Raw genomic sequence first — 20,449 nt, 5'->3', positions numbered from 1 at the left:
GGTAGTAGTGTTTGAGTGTTTGCAGTAAATGAAGTCATCCAAGTAGCGCAACAGGCAGTATCAACCACACAGTCACTGATCAGGAGAGACAGATGTCCGCAACCGCAAAAATGAAAGCCATGACCGCTGCCAAATGGTTGGCCATGGGCACCCTGGGTGCAGCCATGCAATTCGGCGCGGCCAACGCTTTCGCCGCCAAGACCGCGACCGTCGCGGTGGCATCGACCTTCACCACGATGGACCCGTATGACGCCAACGACACGCTGTCGCTGTCGGTGACCAAGTCCTTCTACCAGGGCCTGTTCGGCTTCGACAAGGACATGAAGCTGATCCCGGTGCTGGCTGAAGGCTACCTGGTCAGCAAGGATGGCCTGGAGTACACCTTCCGCCTGAAGCAAGGTGTGAAGTTCCATGACGGCACCACCTTCAAGGCCGATGCGGTGAAGGCCGTGTTCGACCGCGTCACCAACCCGGAGAACAAGCTCAAGCGCTATAACCTGTTCAACCGCATCGCCAAGACCGAGATCCTGAACGACTACACGGTCAAGGTCACGCTGAAGGAGCCGTTCTCGGCCTTCATCAACGTGCTGGCCCACCCCTCGGCGGTGATGATTTCGCCGGCCGCGCTGAAGCAGTACGGCAACAAGGACATCGCCTTCCATCCGGTCGGCACCGGCCCGTTCAAGTTCGTCGAGTGGAAGCAGACCGACTACCTGAAGGTAGCCAAGTTCGACGGCTACTGGAAGCAGGGCTATCCCAAGATCGACGAAATCCTGTGGAAGCCGGTGGTCGACAACAATTCGCGCGCCGCCATGATGCAGACCGGCGAAGCCCAGTTCACCTATCCGCTGCCCTATGAACAGGCCGACCTGCTCAAGAGCAAGGGCAACCTGGACGTGGTCGCGGGTCCGTCGATCATCCAGCGCTATATGTCGATGAACGTCAAGCAGAAACCGTTCGACAACCCCAAGGTGCGCGAGGCGATCAACTACGCCATCAACAAGCAGGCGCTGGCCAAGGTGGCGTTCAATGGTTACGCCGTGCCGATGGAAGGCGTGCTGCCGCAAGGTGTGGACTATGCCTACAAGAGCGGCGCCTGGCCGTACGACGTGAAGAAGGCCAAGGCGCTGCTGGCTGAAGCCGGTTATCCGAACGGCTTCGAAACCGAACTGTGGTCCGCCTATACCCACACTACCGCGGTGAAGGTGATCCAGTTCCTGCAGCAGCAACTGGCCCAGGTCGGCATCAAGACCAAGATCCAGGCCCTGGAAGCCGGCCAGCGCGTGGAGCGCGTGGAAAGCTGGCAGGATCCGGCTACTGCTCCTATCCGCCTGTTCTACGTCGGCTGGTCTTCCTCGACCGGTGAAGCCGACTGGGGCCTGCGTCCGCTGCTGGCTTCCGAATCCTTCCCGCCGCGCCTGTTCAACACCGCCTATTACAAGAGCGACAAGGTCGACAGCGCCATCGCCAAGGCCTTGACCGTGACCGACCGCAAGGAGAAGGAAGCGCTGTACAAGGAGGCCCAACAGGAAATCTGGAAGGACGCCCCGTGGGCCTTCCTGGTCACTGAAAAGCTGTTGTACGCACGCGCCAAGAACCTGAAGGGCATTTATGTGATGCCTGACCAGGCTTACGAATTCGAGAACATCGAATTCGCCAAGTAATGCCTCAGTAAGCCAATGCGGTAACCGGTGCAGGATGGCTGTCATTCTGCGCCAAGACTTCAGGCCAGGGAGGGGCGCATGCCTCTCCCGCCTGTAACGAGCAATAACCAAGGTTTCGATCCACCAGCGAGAGCTTCATGTTTTCCTATGTCCTCAAACGCCTGTTAGGCCTGATTCCAACGCTGCTGCTGGTGGCGGTATTGGTCTTCCTGTTCATCCACCTGCTGCCGGGCGACCCGGCGCGGCTGGCGGCCGGCCCCGAGGCCGACGAGAGGACGGTGGCGCTGGTGCGCGCCGATCTCGGGCTGGACAAGCCGCTGCCTGAGCAATTCATCAATTTCTTCATCAACGCCGCCAAGGGCGACTTTGGTAAATCGATCCGCACCAAGCGGCCGGTTTCGGAGGAGATCGGCGCACGCTTCTGGCCCACGTTGTGGCTGACGGTGGTGGCCATGGTCTGGGCGGTGCTGTTCGGCCTGGTCATCGGGATCTCTTCGGCGGTGTGGCGCAATAAGTGGCCCGATCGGCTGGGCATGACGCTGGCGGTTTCCGGCATTTCCTTCCCGGCCTTCTCGCTGGGGATCCTGCTGATGCAGGTCTTCTCGGTGCAACTGGGCTGGCTGCCGACCGTGGGCGACGACACCTGGCGCCACTACATCCTGCCTTCGCTGACGCTGGGCGCGGCGGTGGCGGCGGTGATGGCGCGCTTCACGCGTTCCTCCTTCATCGAGATCCTGCAGGAAGACTTCGTGCGCACCGCGCGCGCGAAGGGCTTGTCCGAGCAGGTGGTGGTGATCAAGCACTGCCTGCGCAATGCGCTCATTCCGGTGGTGACCATGATGGGCCTGCAGTTCGGTTTCCTGCTGGGCGGCTCGATCCTGGTCGAGGTGGTGTTCAACTGGCCGGGCATGGGACGCCTGCTGGTGGATGCCGTCGAAATGCGCGACTACCCGGTGATCCAGGCCGAGATCCTGCTGTTCTCGCTGGAATTCATTTTCATCAACCTGGTGGTGGACGTGCTGTATGCCGTGATCAACCCCAGCATCCGTTTCAAGTGAGGTGACCGTGTCGCTTTCCAATCTGCCTGTATCGGAATCCGGCGCGCCGCTGCCGCCTCCCGACCCGTCGGCGGTGGCTGCCGCCGTCTCCGGCCAGAAGGTGCGCACGCCGTGGCGCGAGTTCTGGCGCAAGTTCAAGAAGCAGCACCTGGCGATGTATGCCGGCGCTTTCGTGCTGTTCCTGGTGGCGATCGCCATCCTGGCGCCGTGGATCGTGCCGTTCGATCCCGAGAATTTCTTCGACTATGACGCGCTCAACTCGCCGCCGACCTGGACCCACTGGTTCGGCGTCGACTCGCTGGGCCGCGACATCTTCAGCCGCATCATCGCCGGCACCCGCATTTCGCTGGCGTCGGGTTTCCTGTCGGTGGCCATCGGCGCGGTGATCGGTACCGTGTTCGGCTTGCTGGCCGGCTATTACGAAGGCTGGTGGGACCGCATCACGATGCGCATCTGCGACGTGCTGTTCGCGTTCCCAGGCATCCTGCTGGCCATCGGCATCGTCGCCATCCTCGGCGGCGGCATGCTCAATGTCATCATTTCGGTGTCGGTGTTCAGCATCCCCGCGTTCGCCCGGCTGGTGCGCGGCAATGCGCTGCAATTGAAGAACCTGACCTATATCGAGGCTACGCGCAGCATCGGCGCTTCCGATATGACGATCATGTGGCGCCACATCTTCCCCGGTACGATCTCGTCCATCGTGGTGTATTTCACGATGCGCATCGGCACCTCCATCATCACCGCCGCCGGCCTGTCCTTCCTCGGCCTGGGCGCGCAGTCGCCGACGCCGGAATGGGGCCTGATGCTCAACGAGGCGCGCGCCGACATGATCACGTCGCCGCATATCGCGCTGTTCCCCAGCATCGCCATCTTCCTGACCGTGCTGGCCTTCAACCTGCTGGGCGACGGCTTGCGCGACGCGCTCGATCCCAAGATCGACCAGCGCTGATGGGGGCCTCCGCCATTTCCGTGCCGCATATCGGCCGGCTCGCCGCCGGGCCGCGCAACTGCATCACCGATGTCGAGGGCGTGCGGGTCGGCCATTGCACGCTGGACGACGGACCGGTGCAGACCGGCGTTACCGTGGTGTCGCCGCACGGCGGCAACCTGTTCACGCACAAGCTGCCGGCCGCGGCTGCCGTGATCAACGGTTTCGGCAAGAGCGTCGGGCTGGTGCAGGTCGAAGAACTCGGCACGCTGGAGACGCCGATAGCGCTGACCAATACCTTCGCCGTCGGGGCCATCGTCACGGCGCAGGTGCGCCACGCGCTGCAGGCCAATCCGGAAATCGGCCGCAGCCTGCCCACGGTCAATCCGCTGGTGATGGAATGCTTTGACGGCTATCTGAACGACATGCATGCCTTTGCGGTGCAGGAGAGTCATTTCCGGCAGGCGTTGGATGCCTTGTCCACAGAGGTGCCGCAAGGCGCGGTGGGGGCGGGGCGCGGCATGTCCTGTTTCGAGATGAAGGGCGGCATCGGCAGCGCTTCGCGCCAGGTCGAGGTCGGCGCCGGCGGCAACCGGTTCACGGTGGGCGCGCTGGTGCTGGCCAATTTCGGCAAGCTGCCCGAGCTGATCCTGGATGGCCGGCCCGTGGGCCGCGCATTGGCGGCCGATGCGGTATCCGACACCTCGCCGGAGAAGGGTTCCATCATCATGGTCATCGCCACCGACGCGCCGCTCGATGCGCGCCAGTTGAAGCGCCTGGCGGTGCGCGCCGGCGCCGGCCTGGCCCGCACCGGTTCGGCCTATGGCCACGGCAGCGGCGATATCGCGCTGGCCTTTTCCACCGCCCAGCAGATCGAGGCCGGCAGCGCGTGCCTGAACATGGCGCTGCTGCAGGACCATCTGCTGGATCCGCTGTTCCATGCCGCCGCCGACAGTGTCGAGCAGGCCATCGTCAACGCGCTGTTCGCCGCGCAGACCGTGCGCGGACGCGACGGCCGCGTGCGCGAATGCCTGCGCGAGCGGCTGGCGCGGCTGCCTTCCTGACTGATTTTTGGATTACCCATGAACACTGCCCAGCGCGCCAATATCCTGGTCTCGGTCGACATCGAAGGCGTCGCCGGCGTTTTCCATCCTGAGCAGACCCGCGCCGGCAACGGCGAGTATGAACGCGCGCGGCGCTGGATGACCGAGGAAGCCAACGCCGTCATCCGCGGCGCGCTGGCCGCCGGCGCCACCGCCGTCAAGGCCAACGACTCGCACGGCGGTTTCCGCAACCTGCTGCCCGACCTGCTGCATCCGCAAGCGCGCATGGTGCTGGGCAAGCCGCGTGTGCTGGGCATGATGGGCGGGGTCGACCAGGAGGTCGATGCGGTGATGCTGGTGGGCTACCATTCGCGCGCCCAGGGGCGCGGCATCCTGGCGCACACCACCAACAGTTTTGCCTTTGCCCGTGTCTGGCTAGGCGGGCAGGAAATGGGGGAGGCTGGTTTATATGGCGCCTTGGCCGGCGGATATGGCGTGCCGGTGATCTTTGGCAGTGGCGACGATGCTTTTGTCGAAGAGAACCGGCCGTTGTTTCCGCATGCGGTGTTCGCCGAAACCAAGAAGGCTTACGGCGCCAATAGCGGCGATACGCTGTCGCCTGCGCAATCGTGTGCATTGCTGGAAGTGCGGGCGAAAGAGGCTGTGGCGAAGTGGTTGGCGCAGCCGTCGGCCATGCCGTCGCTCGTCTTACCCGGTCCGCTGCGCTGTCGTTTGCAGGCGCAGAGCGTGGCGCTGGCCGATCTGTTCAGCCAGTTGCCGATCCTCGAACGGATGGACAATGTCACTGTGGAGTTTGATGCGCCTACTGCTGAGTATGCGGTGCGGGTATTGAACAGCCTGTCGGCGATGTCGGCTATGTTGCGTTGAGTAGGGGTTACTTTTTTTGCTTTGTGGTGTTGCAGGTAGTCTGGTCTTGCTGCGTGCAGATGTACTGGCTTAATGCTTATCTTTCTCCGGTCGAAGCGGAGCGCCGGGGGCGGCCCGGCAGCCGCTCACTTTTCTTGTCTCGCCAAGAAAAGTAAGCAAAAGAAGGCGACCGCTACTGCCCAGCCCCTTCGGGGTACTCGCTGAGGAGGCAGAAAAAATGGGTGTGGCAGAGTCGCTTCGCTCCGACTGCCCCACTGATCCATTTTTTCTGCCTCCTCAGCGGCTGATCAGAAGCGGACTTCGTGTCCGGCTCGCCTTCGGCATTGCTGTGCTTTCCCTCGCCTGCGGCATCGATGCGGTGGCTCGCTATCTCGCTATCGCCGTCATCCTGACGAAGGTCAGGATCCAGCGTCGTTAAGACGCCAGCAAATCCCAAAAAGGTAGCGAACCACGATCCCCATCTCGATGCCGCAGGCGAGGCATTTAAGCATTTCCCCTTGTGGGCCAGCCGTTGGAGCGCCATGAAAAATGGATCAGCGAGGCAGTCGAGCGAAGCGACTCTGCCTCGCCCATTTTTCATGGCGCTCCAACGGGAACCCTCCGCAGGAGGGCTGGCACTTAGGGGCCGTTTTCTTTGCTTACTTTCTTTGGCGGGCCAAAGAAAGTGAGCGGCTGCCGGGCCGCCCCCGGCGCTCCCCGTCGACCGAAGAAAGAAAAGACTAAAGCCAGTACATCTGCACGTAGCAAAACCAGATTACCTAGAAAGCAATTCCAAAGCCCCAAAGGAAAGGGCCTTGTCATGAACTCATGAACTCATGAACCTAACGAGGTTCTTTCTTCTGCTCCACCAACTTGACCAGCGCATACATCGTCAGGTTAACCGGCGTAGCAATCCCCAACACCTGCCCACGCCGCACAATAAAACCATTCAGATGATCAATCTCGCTATTCTTGCCGCGCGCCAAATCCTGCGCGGTGGAGGAGTATTGCGTCGGCATGGTCTCGGCAATCAGGCGCACGGCGGCATCCACATCGCCAGCCAGCGTAACGCCATCGGCCGCGGCGACGGCGCGGCATTCGGCGACCAGGTTACGGATCACCTCGGCCACACCCTGGCCTTGCACGATCCTGCCGTAGGGCAGTTGCGTGACGGCAGACAGCGCGTTGTAGGCGCAATTGAGGATGAGCTTGGTCCACAATGCGCCGCGCACGTTGTCGGAGATTTGGGTAGGAACACCGGCGGCAATCAGCGCCTGCGCGGCTTCCTCGCTGCGCGCCGACGGTTCGATCACCAGTTCGCCGCGGCCATGGTGCCTGACGTGGCCGGGGCCGGCCATCTCGGTGGCGACATACACCACGGCGGCCGCCACCGGCTGCGGGATCACGCCGCGCAGGCGGTCGGCGTTGTCGGTGCCGTTCTGCAGAGCCAGTACCAGCGTGTCGGGACGCAGGTGGGGGCGCAACTGCACGCCGGCGGTTTCAGTATCGGTGGATTTGACGCAGAACAGCACCAGGTCAGCGCCGGCGGCAATGGCCGCATCGGTGGAAGCTTTGACGGGAATGGTTTCGTCGAAGCTTTGCGCCTGCAGCCGCAGGCCGGTTGTGTTGAAGGCTTCAACGTGCTGAGGGCGGCCTACCAGCACTACTTCATGGCCGGCGCGCGCCAGCATGCCGCCGTAATAACAACCTACCGCGCCTGCGCCCATCACCGCAACTTTCATCACTCTCTCCTGTGTATCCGGGAAACGTAGCAAAGCGCAAAGCCTAGCACAGCGCCGGCATGCCTTCAGGCGGGCCGGTCAGAACTGCCGGCGCACGCGCACCGCGACATACGGCGGCGGTTTGGCGCTTGAGGTGGCGCGCGCGCCGTGCAAGCGGTGCAGGGTGATCTGGTTGACCTCGGCATGGCTGCCGTCGATATGCTCGCCCATCAGGCGCATCGCTTCTTCGGCATTGCCGCCGGCGATGCAGTCGAGGATGGCGGCGTGTTCCTCGTAGGTCGAGTGCAGGCAGTCGCCATAGAGGAAGTCGAGCCGCCGCACGATGCGGATGCGGTCGGTCAGGCGGTCGAAGGTGTCGGCCATTTCCTGGTTGCCGGCTGCGCGCACCAGCGTCTGGTGGAATTGCTCGTCCAGCAGCGAGGCCTTGGAACCGTCAGGTTCGCGATCCGATGCGGGTACGCACCAGATCCGGCGCAACCCGTCGATGCAGGACAGGTCCACCGGATGCGCGGGATCGCGGCTGCACAGGCGCTGCACCACGTGGGTCTCGATCAGCTTGCGCATTTCGTATAGCTCGGAAAAACGCTTGAAGTCCATCGGCACCACTTCCCAGCCGCCGCGCACATAGCCCTGCATCAGGCCGTCGCCCTGCAGGCGCTGCAAGGCCTGGCGCACCGGCGTGCGCGAGACCTTGAAGTAGGCCGCAATCTCGGTCTCGGTGATCTGGTCGCCGGGCAGGAGGCGCATGTCGAAGATGTCCTGGCGCAGGCGCGCGTAGACATATTCGGGCAACGAGCCGCTGCGGACTTCGCCTTCGGCTGACTCCGGGAGCGTTTCGGCAGGCGGGGGAGCGGCGACGCTTTTCACGATGGGCGCATCCTCACCAGGCGGCAATGCTGCCGTCGGTGCGCGGCTCGGTGCCGCCGCACAGCACGCCGTCGTCGTTGCGCCAGATGATCTGGCCGCGGCCGAAGCCGAGCTGGTTGCCCGACCACGACACTTCATGGCCCAGGCCCGCCAGGCCGCGGAACAGGTGTTCGGCGGTGGTGTGCTCGATGGAGACCTTGTTGCCTTTCTCCCATTCCCAGCGCGGCGCATCCAGCGCGGCCTGCGGGTTGAGGTCGAAGTCCACCGTGTTCATCACCATCTGCACGTGGCCTTGCGGCTGCATGAAGCCGCCCATGACGCCGAACGGGCCGACCGGCTGGCCGTCCCTGGTCATGAAGCCGGGGATGATGGTGTGGTAGGGGCGCTTGCCGGGGGCGAGGATATTGGGATGGCCGGCTTCCAGCGTGAAGTTGTTGCCGCGGTTGTGCAGCGCGATGCCGGTGCCGGGCACCACCAGGCCGGAGCCGAAGCCCATGTAGTTGCTCTGGATGAAGGACACCATGTTGCCTTCGGCGTCGGCGGTGCACAGGTAGACCGTGCCGCCGCGCGACGGATCGCCCGCTACCGGCAGCGTGGCGCGCGCGCCGATCAGCTTGCGGCGCTCGTCGGCGTAGGCATCCGACAGCAGCTGCTGCACGCTCACTTTCATGTGCGCCGGGTCGGCGATGTGGGCCAGGCCGTCGGCATAGGCCAGCTTGATGGCTTCGATCTGGCGGTGGTAGGTGGCCAGCGTGTCGCGTTCGGAGAAGTCGTAGGCCTTCAGCAGGTTCAGCGCCATCAGGGCCACCATGCCGTGGCCGTTGGGCGGGATCTCCCAGACGTCGTAGCCGCGGTAGTTCACGCCGATGGGATCGACCCATTCGGGCTGGTAGGCGGCCAGGTCGGTGGCTTGCATGTAGCCGCCGGCCTCGCGGATGAAGGCGGCGGTCTTCTCTGCCAGCGCGCCGCGGTAGAAGCTCTCGGCGTTGTCGGCGGCGATCGCCTGCAGCGTGGCGGCGTGGCCGGGCGAGCGCCACAGTTCGCCGGCGTTGGGCGCGAGGCCGTCGATGGAGAAAGTGTCGAACCAGGACTGGAAGTGCGCATCCTTGAACTCGCGCTTGAAGTTCTTGTGGGCCACCTGCCAGGCGTGCGCCACTATCGGCGAGACCGGGAAGCCGTCCTGCGCCAGCGCCACGGCGCCGGCCATGGATTGCGCCAGCGGCAGCTTGCCGAAGCGCCTGGCCAGGGCGGCCCAGGCGCTGGGCGTGCCGGGCACGGTCACCGGCAGGGCGCCGTACTTGGGTATTTCCTGGTGGCCGGCGGCGGCCAGTTTTTCGGCCGAGATGGATTGCGGCGCCGGGCCGCTGGCGTTCAGGCCGTGCAGCTTGCCGCCATGCCAGACCAGCGCGAAGGCGTCGCCGCCGATACCGTTGGCGGTGGGCTCGACCACGGTCAGCGCGGCGGCCGCGGCGATGGCGGCGTCGATGGCGTTGCCGCCTTTCTGCAGCGCTTCAAGGCCGGCCTGCGCCGCCAGCGGCTGTGAGGTGGCGACCATGCCGCGCCGCGCGTAGACGGCGCTGCGGCGCGACATGTAGGGATAGTGGTTGCTGTCGAAGCGGGGGAAGGCGGGCATGGTCGTCTCTCTGTCAGGCAGGTCGATGTTATTGGTGAAATGAATTCTCGCGATACAGGTGGCAGGCCACGGTCCGGCCCTCGCTCACCTTGATCGCGGCGGGCGCTTCGGTCTTGCAGACTTCCATGCAGGACGGGCAGCGCGGATGGAAATGGCAGCCGGCGGGCGGCGCGGCCGGGTTGGGGATGCTTCCCTGCAGCACGATGCGCTCGCGCTTCTCGTTCGGATGCTCGCGCGGGATGGCCGAGAGCAGCGCTTTCGTATAGGGATGGAGCGGGTTGGCGTAGATCTCCTCGCGCGTGCCCAGTTCCACCATGCGGCCTAGGTACATCACGCCGATGCTGTCGCTGACGTGGCGGATCACCGCCAGGTCGTGCGAGACGAAGAGATAGGTCAGGCCCAGCTCTTGTTGCAGGTCCTTGAGCAGGTTGAGGATCTGCGCCTGGATCGACACATCCAGCGCCGACACGGCCTCGTCGGCTACCACCAGCTTGGGACGGGTGATGATGGCGCGGGCGATGCCCACGCGCTGGCGCTGGCCGCCGGAGAACTCGTGCGGGTGGCGCGCCGCGTAGGACGGGTTCAGGCCGACCATGTCCAGCGCCTCGGCCACCATGCGGCGGCGGGTGGCGCGGTCGTGCAGCTTGTGCACGGCCAGCGGTTCTTCCAGCACCTCGCCGATGGTCATGCGCGGATTGAGCGAGGCGTAGGGGTCCTGGAACACCATCTGCATGTGGCGGCGCATGGCGCGCAACTGGCCGGCGGGCAGCAGGGTGATTTCCTTGCCCATGAAGCGCACGCTGCCGGCGCTGGGTTCGATCAGGCGCAGCACGCTGCGCCCGGTGGTGGACTTGCCGCAGCCGGATTCGCCCACCAGGCCCAGCGTGCGGCCTTCGGCGATGGAGAAGGAAACGTCGTCGACGGCCTTCACCGCGGCGCCGCCGGGCGCGCCGAAATGCTTCTTCAGGCCGTTGACTTCGAGCAGGGGAGGATTCATGTCCGGCCTTTCAATGCGGATACCAGCAGCGCGCGGCGTGGCCGGCATGGAGTTCATCCAGCGGCGGCATCTCCTGGCGGCAGATGTCCTGGGCGCGCGGGCAGCGCGCGGCGAAGCGGCAGCCGGGGCCGGCCAGGCCGGGCGGCGGCACGCTGCCGGGGATCGCCGTCAGCGGCGCGCCGGGCGTGGAATCGAGCGCCGGTCGCGCGCGCATGAGCGCATGGGTATAGGGATGGGCGGGGCGGTCGAACAGGTCGGCCACGCTGCTTTCCTCGACCACCTGGCCGGCGTACATCACCACCACCCGCTCGCACATCTCGGCCACCACGCCGAGGTCGTGGGTGATCATCAGGATCGAGGTCTTCTGTTCGCGCTTCAAATCGCGCATCAGGTCCAGGATCTGCGCCTGGATGGTGACGTCCAGCGCCGTGGTCGGCTCGTCGCAGATCAGCACCTGCGGCCGGCACAGCAGCGCCATGGCGATCATCACGCGCTGGCGCATGCCGCCCGACAGGCTGTGCGGGTATTCGTCCACCAGTTGGGCCGCGCGCGACAGGCCGACGCGCTCCAGCATGGCGACCACCTTGGTCTCGATCTGCGCGCGCGGCAGGTCGGTATGCACGCGCAGCATCTCGGCCAGCTGTTGGCCCACGCGGTGCAGCGGATTGAGCGAGGTCATCGGTTCCTGGAAGATCATGGCGATGTCCTTGCCGCGGATGCCGCGCAGCTCGGCGTCGCCGGCCTGCAGCAGGTCACGCCCGCCGAAGCGGATCGCGCCCGAGAGCCTGGCCTTGCTGGCCATCGGGAACAGGCGCAGCACCGACAGCGCGGTCACGCTCTTGCCGCAGCCCGATTCGCCCAGCAGGCCTACGGTCTGGTCATGGCCGACCGAGAAGGAGACGCCGTCCACCGGCGCGATACTGCGGCCGTGGCTCTTGAATTCGACCTTGAGGTTCTGGATCTCTAGCATGGGATGCGCTCAGCGGCTCAGTTTGGGATCGAAGACTTCGCGGATGCCGTCGCCCAGCAGGTTGAAGCCCAGCACCACCAGGAAGATCGCCAGGCCCGGCCACATGGCCAGCATCGGCGCGGTGTTCAGGTAGCCCTGGGCGATGTGCAGCATCGAACCCCAGCTCGGGTCCTCCGGACGCGCGCCCAGGCCGAGGTAGGACAGGCCGGCTTCGGCGATGATCGCCGTACCCATGGCGAAGGTGGCCTGGATCACCAGCGGCGCCAGCGCGTTGGGAAGCACGTAGCGCCACATGATTCGCAGGTCGCCGGCGCCGATGGAGCGCGCCGCCATCACGTAGTCGAGGTTGCGGATGGTCATGGCCTGGCCGCGCGCCAGCCGCACGAAGGACGAGGTGAAGCCGATGCCGACCGCCACCATGGCGTTGTAGAAGCCGCCGCCCAGGGCCGCGGCCAGGGCCAGCGCCAGGATCAGCGAGGGGAAGGCCTGCAGCGCGTCCACCACGCGCATCACCACCGCATCGACCGTACCGCGGTAGTAGCCGCTGACGATGCCGATCGGCACGCCCAGCGAGAAGGCCAGGCCGACCGAGATCAGCGCCGCCTGCAGCGAGATGCGCGAGCCGTACAGCATACGCGTGTAGATGTCGCGCCCGAGGTCGTCGGTGCCCAGCCAGTGGGCGCCGCCGGGGCCGGCCAGGATATTGGCATAGTCCTGGTCGAAGATGGGGTCGTAGCGGGCCAGCAGCGGCGCGGCGATGGCCAGCAGCACCAGCAGCGCGATGATGGCCGCGCCGATGGTGGCCAGGCGGTTGCCGGCGAAGCGGCGCAGCGTGCGGTAGCGCGGCGCGGCGGGCAGGGCGGCTTGCGGGGGCGGATTGGGCGTATTGGTTGCGGTGGTCATATGAGTTCCTCGATCAGCGCGCGATGCGCGGATCGATCACGCTGTAGAGCAGGTCGACGCACAAGTTGACGATCACCACCATCACGGTGGCGGCCAGCACGCCGGCCTGCACGGTGACGTAGTCGCGCTGGAAGATGGCGTCCACGATCATCTTGCCCATGCCGGGAATGCCGAAGATGCTCTCGGTGATGACCAGCCCGCCCAGCATGCCCGAGACCATCAGGCCGCTGGCCGTGACCACCGGAATCATGGCGTTGCGCAGCGCGTGGCCGAGCACCACCTGCCAGTCGCGCAGGCCCTTGGAGAAGGCGGTGCGGATGTAGTCTTCGTTGAGCACTTCGAGCAGGCTGCTGCGCACCATGCGCATCAGGATCGCCGCCTCGCGCAGGCCGGTGACGACCATGGGCATGAGCATCGCCAGCAGGTTGGCCTGCCAGTCCTCCGACAGCGGCACGAAGCCCGAGGCCGGCAGCCAGCCCAGCTTCACCGCGAACAGGATAATGAACATCATGCCCAGCCAGAAGTGCGGCACCGACATCCCGAACAGGGCGATGAAGGTACCCAGCGCGTTGGCCACGCCACGCGGCCGCGCCGCAGAGAGGATGCCGGCCGGCACCGCGATCAGCACCGCCACCGCGAAGCTGCCCAGCGCCAGCTCGATGGTCACCGGCAGGCGTTGCCACAATGCCTCGGCCACCGGCGTGTTGTCGATGAAGGAGCGGCCGAGGTCGCCGTGCAGAACGGCCCAGATCCAGTGGCCGTACTGCACCAGCAGCGGATCGTCCAGGCCGAGCTTGGCGCGCAGCGCGGCGGCGGCTTCGGGCGTGGCTTCCATGCCGAGGATGGCGGCCACCGGGTCGCCCGGCAGCACCGCCAGCAGCGAGAACACCACGATGCTGACCAGCACCAGCGTGGGGATGGAGAGGGCGAGGCGCTTGAGCAGCTTTTGCATGTCGGGCGGAGGGCGGGCTTACTTCGATACCGTGGCGGTGCGGATTACGCCGTCGGGCACGTACTGGAAGCCCTTGACCGACTTGGCGATGCCGAACAGCACGTTGTCGTGCACCAGGTAGATGTAGGGCACATCCTTGACCAGGAGCGCCATGGCCTGGTCGTAGAGCGCGCGGCGCTTGGCCTGGTCGCCTTCCACGCGCGCCTTCTGCAGGATCTCGTCGACCTCCTTGGCGCCATAGTGCGAGTAGTTCAGCGAGCCGTTGGCGGTGACGAAGTCATAGATGTTCTGGTCCGGGTCGGGGCGGCCGCTCCAGCCCACGAACAGGCCTTCGAAGTTGCCGGTCTTGCCGTTCTCGATCTGCGTGGCCAGCTCGGTCTTCTCCAGCGTCACGTTGATGCCGGCCGGGCGCAGCATGCCCTGGATCATCTGCCCGGCTTGCAGCTCGTCGGCGGTGGTCGGCAGCGTCAGCTTGAAGCTGAAGCCGCCTTCCTTGCCGGCCGCCTTCAGCAATTCCTTGGCGCGCGCCACATCCACCTTGGGCGGCGCATCGCTGGGGCCGTTGGCGAACTGCGCCTTGGAGAACGGCGAATGGCCGGGCGCTACCGCATTGTTGTAGACCACCTTGGCGATGGCGTTGCGGTCGATCAGGATATCGACCGCCTCGCGCACTTCCTTCTTGTCGAAGGGCGGCTTGCCGGTGTTCATGTAGAAGCCGCGAAAGCCCAGCGAGGGCTTGTTGAGCACGGTGTACTTGGCGCCGGCGGCGATGTTGGTGATTTCCTTGTACGGAAAGCGGTTGGTGATGTCGACCTGGCCGCTGCGCAGGTTGTTGAAGGCCACGTTCACGTCCGGCATGATCTTGTAGACCACGCCGTCCACCTTGGGCAGGCCGGCTTGCCAGTAGTTGGGATTCTTCTCCAGCGTGATGGTGGCGCCCTTGAGGCGGCCCTTGTAGATGAAGGGGCCGGTGCCGACCGGGTTGTTGACGTAGTCGTCGCCGTATTTCTTCACCGCGGCCGGCGAGGACATCATGCCGGCGCGGTCGGTCAGGATGGACATGAAGGGCGCGAAGGGCGTGGAGAGCTCCAGTTTGACGGTGTGCTCGTCGACCACCGTGATCTTGCTCACGTACTTGAGTTCGTTACGGCGCAGCGAGGTCTTTTCCTGGCCGCGCAGCAGGTTGAATTCCACCGCCTTGGCGTCGAAGGGCGTGCCGTCCTGGAACTTCACGCCCTTGCGCAGGTAGAGCGTGTAGGTCTTCTGGTCGTCCGAAATGGTCCAGCGCTCGGCCAGCATCGGGATGATCTTGCCTTCGCCGTCCAGGTCCACCAGCTTGTCGAAGATGCTCTGGTAGACGATACGCTCATTGAGCATCGAGGACTGGGTCGGGTCGAGCTTGCCGGGATCGGCATCCAGCGAAATGTGGAGCGTGGCGGCCAAGGCCGACCAGCCGGCGCCGGCCATCAGGGCGCTGGAAAGTGCGGACAACAGCAGGCGGGGAACGCGCTGGTTCATACTTTTTCCTTTGAAAGTTCAGATGGACATATCGGCAACCGGGCTCACTGCAGAGGACTCGCTACGGCGGGCTATTGGCCCAATGTAGTCGCTGAACACCCTGGGGGCAAGGGCGGATACATCAATGTATACATTAAAGAAAACATGCATTTTCCGTGCCAAGACCTAGATGATGGCAGTGTTGTCATCCAGCGGGAAAGTGAGTGTGCCATCAGCGTGCCGGCGCCACCGGACGGACTGGGTGCGTTTGGAAATGGTGCGTTCGAGCGGGAATGGTGCGCGCGGGAATTGTCATCGGGACAATGGCGGGCGCCGGTGCAGGCATAAAAAAGACAACCAAGCGGCTGCCTTTCCTATTGTGTACGGCTGGTTCAGAACGCGTAGCGGCCCTGCACGTAGAGGGGGCGGGCGCCGGGGGAGGTCTTGACGCTGTTTTCAAGGCCGCTGCCGAGCCAGTCGTCGCTGACGTCGATGGTTCCCAGGCCTGTGTTGATGGATGCGCTCAAGCCAGCACGCTGGCCAGCCACCGGCCGATATCCGCGACTTCCTCGCCGCACACCGAATGCTGCATCGGGTATTCGTGCCATTCGACCTTGTAACCCAATTGCTTCAACAGTTCACGCGATTTCTCGGCGCGTTCGATCACCACCACCGGGTCGAGGCGGCCGTGGGCCATGAAGATGGGGGTGTCCTGGTTGGCGGCGTTGCGTTCTTCGGCGGCCTTGGCTGCCAGCGGCAGGTAGCCGGATAGACACATCAGGCCGGCCAGCTTTTCCGGATGGCGCAGGCCGGTTTGCAGCGTCATCGCGCAGCCTTGCGAGAAGCCGGCCAGCACGATGCGTTCGGCGGGGATGCCGCGGGCCTTTTCCTGGGCGATCAGCTCTTCAATCTGCGCCTGCGAATTGCGCAGGCCTTCTTCGTCTTCGCGGCGCACCAGGTCGGGCGTGAAGATGTCGTACCAGGCGCGCATCACGTAACCGCCGTTGATGGTGACCGGCATGGTGCCGGCGGTCGGGAACACGAAGCGGATGGCGGGGCAGCCAGACAGGTCGAGCTCGCGCACGATGGGAACGAAGTCGGAGCCATCGGCGCCCAGCCCGTGCATCCAGATGACGGCGGCGCTGGGATTGGGGGCGGTTTCGATCTGGATGGTGTCGAGCTGGGTGGCCATGGCGGTTGGGTATCCTGTTATGCGTTGGTGATGTGTGCGGTTTGTGCGCGCGGCAGCGCGCAGGCACAATACTGTTTTGATTGTGATGACGGCAAAACGCCAATCATACGATGAACGCCGGGGAAAATCTCGGCGCTTGCCAGGAGCAAAGCCCATGGGCCTGAAAAAATTGACGAGCGCGGCCATCGCCGCCGGCATGGCGCTGGCGGCGTTGCTGCCGCTGCGCGCCGGCGCCGAATTGGTGGAGGGAGCGCTGTTCCAGCCCAATGGCGAAAACCTGATGATTTCGCATCCGCCCGGTTGGCGCATGGCGTACATGGACGGCAGCCCGGACGGCGACTATGTGGTCGACTTCCTGCCTCCCAACGAAGCGCACGATTCCTGGCGCGAAGGGTATATGGGCGTGCAACGCCGCACGTTTCCCGACAGCCCGCTGCTGGACAACATCAAGGCGCGCAACCTGACGCTGGCCCAAGTGGCGGTCCAGGAGATCATGCAGAATTCGCAGCGCAACTGTCCGGGGCGCTTCTTGCCGATGGGGCAGAAAAACACCGTGACCAACGGTATTCCGACCTCGGTCAGCGGGGGCTTTTGCGACCGCGTGGGCGCCATGGCGCCGTATGGCGAGGGCAGCGTGATCGCCGTTTTCCAGGGGCAGGAACGTTTATTCGTGGTGCAGTTCGGCTGGCGCCCCGCGACCCAGAACGAGCTGAAGGAATATGGCTGGCGCATCACGCCGGCCAGGCTGCAGCAGTATCTCGACCTGCTCAATGGCGCGACGTTGTGCGGCGGGGCGGACGAAGGGGCTTGCCCGAAATGACGGCGGATGGCGTGACGCCATCCGCGCAGGAAGTTATTTGCCGGCGGGCCTGATGGCCGACTTGGGGCGGAAGGCCTTGCACACCGCCTCGTTGGTTTCGATATACGGGCCGCCGATCAGGTCGATGCAGTAGGGGACGGCGGCGAAGATGCCGGGCACTTTCTGCTTGCCGTCTTCATCCTTCAAACCTTCCAGGGTTTCCTTGATCGACTTGGGCTGGCCGGGCAGGTTCATCACCAGCGCGGCATGACCGGGGGTTTCGCGGATCACCGCGACCTGGCGTGAGAGGATCGCGGTCGGCACGAACTGCAGGCTGATCTGGCGCATCTGCTCGCCAAAGCCGGGCATCTCCCTGGTGCCGATGGCCAGCGTGGCTTCCGGGGTGACGTCGCGGCGCGCGGGGCCGGTGCCGCCGGTGGTCAGCACCAGGTCGCAGCCGATTTCGTCCACCAATTCGATCAGGGTCTTTTCGATGGTCGCGCGGTCGTCGGGAATCAGGCGGGTTTCCATCTTCCACGGGCTGGCCAGCGCGGCGCCGAACCACTCTTGCAGGGCCGGGATGCCGCGGTCTTCATAGACGCCGCCGGAGGCGCGGTCGGAGACCGACACCAAGCCGATCAGCAGATGGTCGCGCTCACTCTTCATCGTCGAGTTCTTGCTCGTCGATTTCCTCGCCGCGTTGCTTGGCGGCGGCGATCTGCAACTGCTTGAGGATCTGGAAGATTTCGCGGTAGGCCTTGGGCGGCTTGTTCTCGGCCTGTTCCTTGCGGGCGTTGCGGATCAGCGTGCGCATGTGCTGCACGTCGACTTCGGGATATTCGTTGAGCAGGTTGGTCAGCGCGGCGTCGTCGGCCAGTAGCTTCTCGCGGCGGCGTTCGAGCGCGTGCATGGCGGCGGTTTCGGCCTTGGAGGCGCCGCGCCAGCTGTCGATGGTCTTCTGGATGATGGCGATCTCGTCTTCTTCCAGCGAGCGCATTTTCTTGCCCACGTACTGCATCTGGCGGCGGCGGCCTTCGTGGTCCTTGATCTGCTGGCACTCGAGGATGGCCTCGCGCACGTCCTCGGGCATGGGCACGCGCTTGACGCGGTCGCGCGGTTCGGCGACCAGCGCCTCGCCCAGCTTTTGCAGGGCTTCCATTTCGCGCTTGAGTTGGGACTTGGAGGGGCGGTCGTATTCCTGTTCGAATTCGCTCGACTGGAATCCGACGGCGCCGCGGTTGGCATTAGGCATGGTATAGCTCGGGAAATATTGCTGAACGGCTGCTATGATACCCGTTTTACCCGCATTTCAGAGAAAACAGGCTCATGAGCGATACCCCATTCAGCTACAGTCAAGACCAATTGAAGCAGTTGGCGCAGGATGTGTTGCGCTATGCGAAAGAAAAGGGCGCCTCGGATGCCGCGGTCGACATCAGCGAAGGGGGCGGCCTGTCGGTGGCGGTGCGCCGCGGCCGGGTCGAGACGATCGAGCAGAACCGCGACAAGGGCATCGGCGTGACGGTTTTCCTCGGGGGCGACCGCCAGGTGCGGCGCGGCAATGCCAGCACCTCGGATTTCTCGCAGCAGGCGCTGAAGGAAACTGTCGAGGCGGCCTACAACATCGCCCGCTTCACGTCCGTCGACGACTGCGCGGGGCTGCCGGATGCCGACATGCTGGAAATGGCGCCGCGCGACCTGAAATTGTTTTCCCAATGGAACATTTCCACGGAAGAAGCCGTGGCGATCGCCCAACGTTGCGAGGCGGCGGCGCTGGAGACCGATCCGCGCATTTCCAACAGCGAAGGCGCCAGCGTGTATGCGCAGCATTCGCATTTCGTGGCGGCCAATTCGCGGGGCTTCATCGGCGGCTATCCGTTCTCGCGCCACACCATCTCGGTGGCGCCGATCGCCGGCAAGGGCGCCGGCATGCAGCGCGACGACTGGTATTCCTCCAACCGCGATCCGCGGAAGCTGGCCAAGCCCGAAGCCATCGGCCGCTATGCCGCCGAGCGCGCCCTGGCGCGCCTGAACGCGCGCAAGCTGACCACCCGCAAGTGCCCGGTGCTGTTCGAGGCGCCGTTGGCGGCGGGCTTGCTGGGCGCCTTCGTGCAGGCGGTGTCGGGCGGCGCGCTGTACCGCAAGTCGAGCTTCCTGCTCGATTCGCTGGGGCAGCAGGTGTTCCCGCCGCATATCCAGATCCTGGAAGATCCGCACGTGCTTGGCGCCGTCGGTTCCTCGCCGTTCGATGAGGAGGGTGTGCGCACGGTCAAGCGCGAAGTGGTCAGCAACGGTGTGGTGCAGGGGTATTTCCTGTCCACCTATTCGGCCCGCAAGCTGGGCATGAAAACCACCGGCAACTCGGGCGGCTCGCACAACCTGACGCTGTCGTCGAGCCTGACCGCCAAGGGCGACACCTTCAAGGGCATGTTGAAGAAGATGGGCACGGGCCTGTTGGTGACCGAGCTGATGGGGCAGGGCGTGAACTACGTCACCGGCGATTATTCGCGCGGCGCCTCGGGCTACTGGGTCGAGAACGGCGTGATCCAGTATCCGGTGGAAGAGATCACCATCGCCGGCAACATGAAGGACATGCTGCGCCAGATCGTGGCCATCGGCAACGACACGCTGGTGCGCGGCACCAAGGAGACCGGTTCCATCCTGCTGGAAAGCATGACCGTCGCCGGCGACTGAACGCCGCCCCCGCGCCGCCGGCCAATCCCGGCGACGCGCCCTGGCGGCAGCCTGCGACGCGTGCTTGAGCGGAGCGAGGAGGCAAGCCATGGACGACATCCATATCCAGCGGGGCTACATGCCCGGCGCCATCGGACGGGTCGCGGAACTGCATGCGGCTTGCTACACCGAGAACTGGAGCTTCGGCGTCTATTTCGAAGCCAGGATCGCCACCGAGCTGTCGGCATTCCTGAGCCGCTACGACGAGACGCGCGACGGCTTCTGGACCGCCATCGTGCATGGCCGCATCGAAGGCTCGCTAGCCATCGACGGCCAGCATGCGTGGGAGCAGGGCGCCCACCTGCGCTGGTTCATCGCTTCCGAAAAACTGCGCGGCAAGGGCGTGGGCGACGCGCTGATCGGCCATGCCGTGCAGTTCTGCCGCGACATCGGTTTTCCCTCGATCTACCTGTGGACCTTTGAAGGCCCGCTGGCTGCCGACCATCTGTTTCGCAAGCATGGCTTCGTGCTGACCGAGGAGCGGATAGGGACGCGCTGGGGCGTCAAGCTCAATGAGCAGCGGTATGAGCTGTTGCTGTGAGAGGGTTGCAAGAAGGCTGCGAGGGTGCGGAGGCATGCGCTGCCTCCCAGCAACAAACGCCGCCAA

Annotated in this window: 20 protein-coding genes; 8 read left to right on the top strand and 12 right to left on the bottom strand. The window is 64.8% G+C overall.

Annotated features, from left to right (window positions below):
• Positions 1-92: 92 nt before the first annotated feature.
• The 5 genes from gsiB (at position 93) to J7548_RS05225 (ending at position 5,581) form a co-directional block, all read left to right on the top strand.
• Positions 93-1,664, top strand: a complete 1,572-nt coding sequence (gsiB, locus tag J7548_RS05245) for a glutathione ABC transporter substrate-binding protein GsiB (protein ID WP_290971276.1) — start codon at positions 93-95, stop codon at positions 1,662-1,664.
• A 137-nt stretch (positions 1,665-1,801) separates the two neighbouring features.
• Positions 1,802-2,722: a glutathione ABC transporter permease GsiC gene (gene gsiC, locus J7548_RS05240; RefSeq protein ID WP_290971273.1), complete on the top strand. Its 921-nt coding sequence runs from the start codon at positions 1,802-1,804 to the stop codon at positions 2,720-2,722.
• A gap of 49 nt (positions 2,723-2,771) precedes the next feature.
• On the top strand, positions 2,772-3,671 hold the full coding sequence (gene gsiD / locus J7548_RS05235) for a glutathione ABC transporter permease GsiD (RefSeq protein WP_290971632.1): 900 nt from the start codon (positions 2,772-2,774) through the stop codon (positions 3,669-3,671).
• Entirely contained in the window at positions 3,671-4,714 is a 1,044-nt protein-coding gene (locus J7548_RS05230; RefSeq protein WP_290971271.1) for a P1 family peptidase, read from the top strand. The genes gsiD and J7548_RS05230 overlap by 1 nt, the downstream gene beginning before the upstream one ends.
• A gap of 18 nt (positions 4,715-4,732) precedes the next feature.
• Complete coding sequence (locus J7548_RS05225) at positions 4,733-5,581, top strand: M55 family metallopeptidase (protein ID WP_290971269.1); 849 nt, start codon at positions 4,733-4,735, stop codon at positions 5,579-5,581.
• Between the two features lie 821 nt (positions 5,582-6,402).
• Here the strand turns inward: J7548_RS05225 and J7548_RS05220 are convergent.
• The 10 genes from J7548_RS05220 to J7548_RS05175 all read right to left on the bottom strand — a co-directional run bounded on the left by J7548_RS05220 (position 6,403) and on the right by J7548_RS05175 (position 16,313).
• Entirely contained in the window at positions 6,403-7,302 is a 900-nt protein-coding gene (locus J7548_RS05220) for a 2-dehydropantoate 2-reductase (protein ID WP_290971266.1), read from the bottom strand.
• Between the two features lie 78 nt (positions 7,303-7,380).
• Positions 7,381-8,169 carry a GntR family transcriptional regulator gene (locus tag J7548_RS05215; RefSeq protein ID WP_290971265.1) on the bottom strand — a complete coding sequence of 263 codons (789 nt, stop codon included), beginning with the start codon at positions 8,167-8,169 and terminating at the stop codon, positions 7,381-7,383.
• Between the two features lie 13 nt (positions 8,170-8,182).
• On the bottom strand, positions 8,183-9,802 hold the full coding sequence (locus tag J7548_RS05210) for a gamma-glutamyltransferase family protein (RefSeq protein WP_290971264.1): 1,620 nt from the start codon (positions 9,800-9,802) through the stop codon (positions 8,183-8,185).
• Between the two features lie 28 nt (positions 9,803-9,830).
• Positions 9,831-10,799: a dipeptide ABC transporter ATP-binding protein gene (locus J7548_RS05205; RefSeq protein ID WP_290971262.1), complete on the bottom strand. Its 969-nt coding sequence runs from the start codon at positions 10,797-10,799 to the stop codon at positions 9,831-9,833.
• A 10-nt stretch (positions 10,800-10,809) separates the two neighbouring features.
• On the bottom strand, positions 10,810-11,769 hold the full coding sequence (locus J7548_RS05200) for an ABC transporter ATP-binding protein (protein WP_290971259.1): 960 nt from the start codon (positions 11,767-11,769) through the stop codon (positions 10,810-10,812).
• A gap of 9 nt (positions 11,770-11,778) precedes the next feature.
• Positions 11,779-12,672, bottom strand: a complete 894-nt coding sequence (locus tag J7548_RS05195; RefSeq protein ID WP_290971256.1) for an ABC transporter permease — start codon at positions 12,670-12,672, stop codon at positions 11,779-11,781.
• 13 nt (positions 12,673-12,685) lie between these two features.
• Complete coding sequence (locus J7548_RS05190; protein ID WP_290971253.1) at positions 12,686-13,624, bottom strand: ABC transporter permease; 939 nt, start codon at positions 13,622-13,624, stop codon at positions 12,686-12,688.
• A gap of 18 nt (positions 13,625-13,642) precedes the next feature.
• Entirely contained in the window at positions 13,643-15,142 is a 1,500-nt protein-coding gene (locus tag J7548_RS05185) for an ABC transporter substrate-binding protein (protein WP_290971250.1), read from the bottom strand.
• Between the two features lie 371 nt (positions 15,143-15,513).
• Positions 15,514-15,648: a hypothetical protein gene (locus J7548_RS05180; RefSeq protein WP_290971247.1), complete on the bottom strand. Its 135-nt coding sequence runs from the start codon at positions 15,646-15,648 to the stop codon at positions 15,514-15,516.
• Entirely contained in the window at positions 15,645-16,313 is a 669-nt protein-coding gene (locus tag J7548_RS05175; RefSeq protein WP_290971244.1) for an alpha/beta hydrolase, read from the bottom strand. Before J7548_RS05175 ends, J7548_RS05180 begins: the two co-directional genes overlap by 4 nt.
• Positions 16,314-16,467: 154 nt before the next feature.
• Between J7548_RS05175 and J7548_RS05170 the strand changes: the two genes are divergently transcribed.
• Positions 16,468-17,133 carry a hypothetical protein gene (locus J7548_RS05170; RefSeq protein ID WP_290971242.1) on the top strand — a complete coding sequence of 222 codons (666 nt, stop codon included), beginning with the start codon at positions 16,468-16,470 and terminating at the stop codon, positions 17,131-17,133.
• Positions 17,134-17,166: 33 nt separating this feature from the next.
• Here J7548_RS05170 and mog read toward each other — a convergent pair whose 3' ends face one another.
• Together mog and yjgA are read right to left on the bottom strand one after the other, a co-directional pair.
• Positions 17,167-17,778 (bottom strand): molybdopterin adenylyltransferase, encoded by a 612-nt coding sequence (mog, locus tag J7548_RS05165; RefSeq protein ID WP_290971241.1) that lies wholly within the window; start codon positions 17,776-17,778, stop codon positions 17,167-17,169.
• Positions 17,768-18,364: a ribosome biogenesis factor YjgA gene (gene yjgA, locus J7548_RS05160; protein ID WP_290971239.1), complete on the bottom strand. Its 597-nt coding sequence runs from the start codon at positions 18,362-18,364 to the stop codon at positions 17,768-17,770. The genes mog and yjgA overlap by 11 nt, the downstream gene beginning before the upstream one ends.
• 74 nt (positions 18,365-18,438) lie before the next feature.
• Between yjgA and pmbA the strand changes: the two genes are divergently transcribed.
• Together pmbA and J7548_RS05150 are read left to right on the top strand one after the other, a co-directional pair.
• The gene (gene pmbA / locus J7548_RS05155; RefSeq protein ID WP_290971236.1) at positions 18,439-19,803 is read left to right on the top strand and encodes a metalloprotease PmbA; all 1,365 of its coding nucleotides are present in this window, start codon (positions 18,439-18,441) and stop codon (positions 19,801-19,803) included.
• 88 nt (positions 19,804-19,891) lie between these two features.
• A complete protein-coding gene (locus J7548_RS05150) occupies positions 19,892-20,383 on the top strand; it encodes a GNAT family N-acetyltransferase (protein WP_290971234.1) in 492 nt (163 codons plus the stop codon).
• The last annotated feature ends 66 nt before the right edge of the window (positions 20,384-20,449 follow it).

This window comes from Herbaspirillum sp., assembly GCF_017744395.1.
Lineage (GTDB): Bacteria > Pseudomonadota > Gammaproteobacteria > Burkholderiales > Burkholderiaceae_D > Herbaspirillum.
This window is presented reverse-complemented; position numbering and strand designations above follow the sequence as displayed.

Bases quoted from the DNA above. Each gene is read 5' to 3' on its own strand.
- gsiB (WP_290971276.1), top strand. From the start codon at position 93: ATGTCCGCAACCGCAAAAATGAAAGCCATGACCGCTGCCAAATGGTTG.
- gsiC (WP_290971273.1), top strand. From the start codon at position 1,802: ATGTTTTCCTATGTCCTCAAACGCCTGTTAGGCCTGATTCCAACGCTG.
- J7548_RS05230 (WP_290971271.1), top strand. From the start codon at position 3,671: ATGGGGGCCTCCGCCATTTCCGTGCCGCATATCGGCCGGCTCGCCGCC.
- J7548_RS05225 (WP_290971269.1), top strand. From the start codon at position 4,733: ATGAACACTGCCCAGCGCGCCAATATCCTGGTCTCGGTCGACATCGAA.
- J7548_RS05220 (WP_290971266.1), bottom strand. From the start codon at position 7,302: ATGAAAGTTGCGGTGATGGGCGCAGGCGCGGTAGGTTGTTATTACGGC.
- J7548_RS05210 (WP_290971264.1), bottom strand. From the start codon at position 9,802: ATGCCCGCCTTCCCCCGCTTCGACAGCAACCACTATCCCTACATGTCG.
- J7548_RS05205 (WP_290971262.1), bottom strand. From the start codon at position 10,799: ATGAATCCTCCCCTGCTCGAAGTCAACGGCCTGAAGAAGCATTTCGGC.
- J7548_RS05200 (WP_290971259.1), bottom strand. From the start codon at position 11,769: ATGCTAGAGATCCAGAACCTCAAGGTCGAATTCAAGAGCCACGGCCGC.
- J7548_RS05195 (WP_290971256.1), bottom strand. From the start codon at position 12,672: ATGACCACCGCAACCAATACGCCCAATCCGCCCCCGCAAGCCGCCCTG.
- J7548_RS05190 (WP_290971253.1), bottom strand. From the start codon at position 13,624: ATGCAAAAGCTGCTCAAGCGCCTCGCCCTCTCCATCCCCACGCTGGTG.
- J7548_RS05185 (WP_290971250.1), bottom strand. From the start codon at position 15,142: ATGAACCAGCGCGTTCCCCGCCTGCTGTTGTCCGCACTTTCCAGCGCC.
- J7548_RS05175 (WP_290971244.1), bottom strand. From the start codon at position 16,313: ATGGCCACCCAGCTCGACACCATCCAGATCGAAACCGCCCCCAATCCC.
- J7548_RS05170 (WP_290971242.1), top strand. From the start codon at position 16,468: ATGGGCCTGAAAAAATTGACGAGCGCGGCCATCGCCGCCGGCATGGCG.
- mog (WP_290971241.1), bottom strand. From the start codon at position 17,778: ATGAAGAGTGAGCGCGACCATCTGCTGATCGGCTTGGTGTCGGTCTCC.
- yjgA (WP_290971239.1), bottom strand. From the start codon at position 18,364: ATGCCTAATGCCAACCGCGGCGCCGTCGGATTCCAGTCGAGCGAATTC.
- pmbA (WP_290971236.1), top strand. From the start codon at position 18,439: ATGAGCGATACCCCATTCAGCTACAGTCAAGACCAATTGAAGCAGTTG.
- J7548_RS05150 (WP_290971234.1), top strand. From the start codon at position 19,892: ATGGACGACATCCATATCCAGCGGGGCTACATGCCCGGCGCCATCGGA.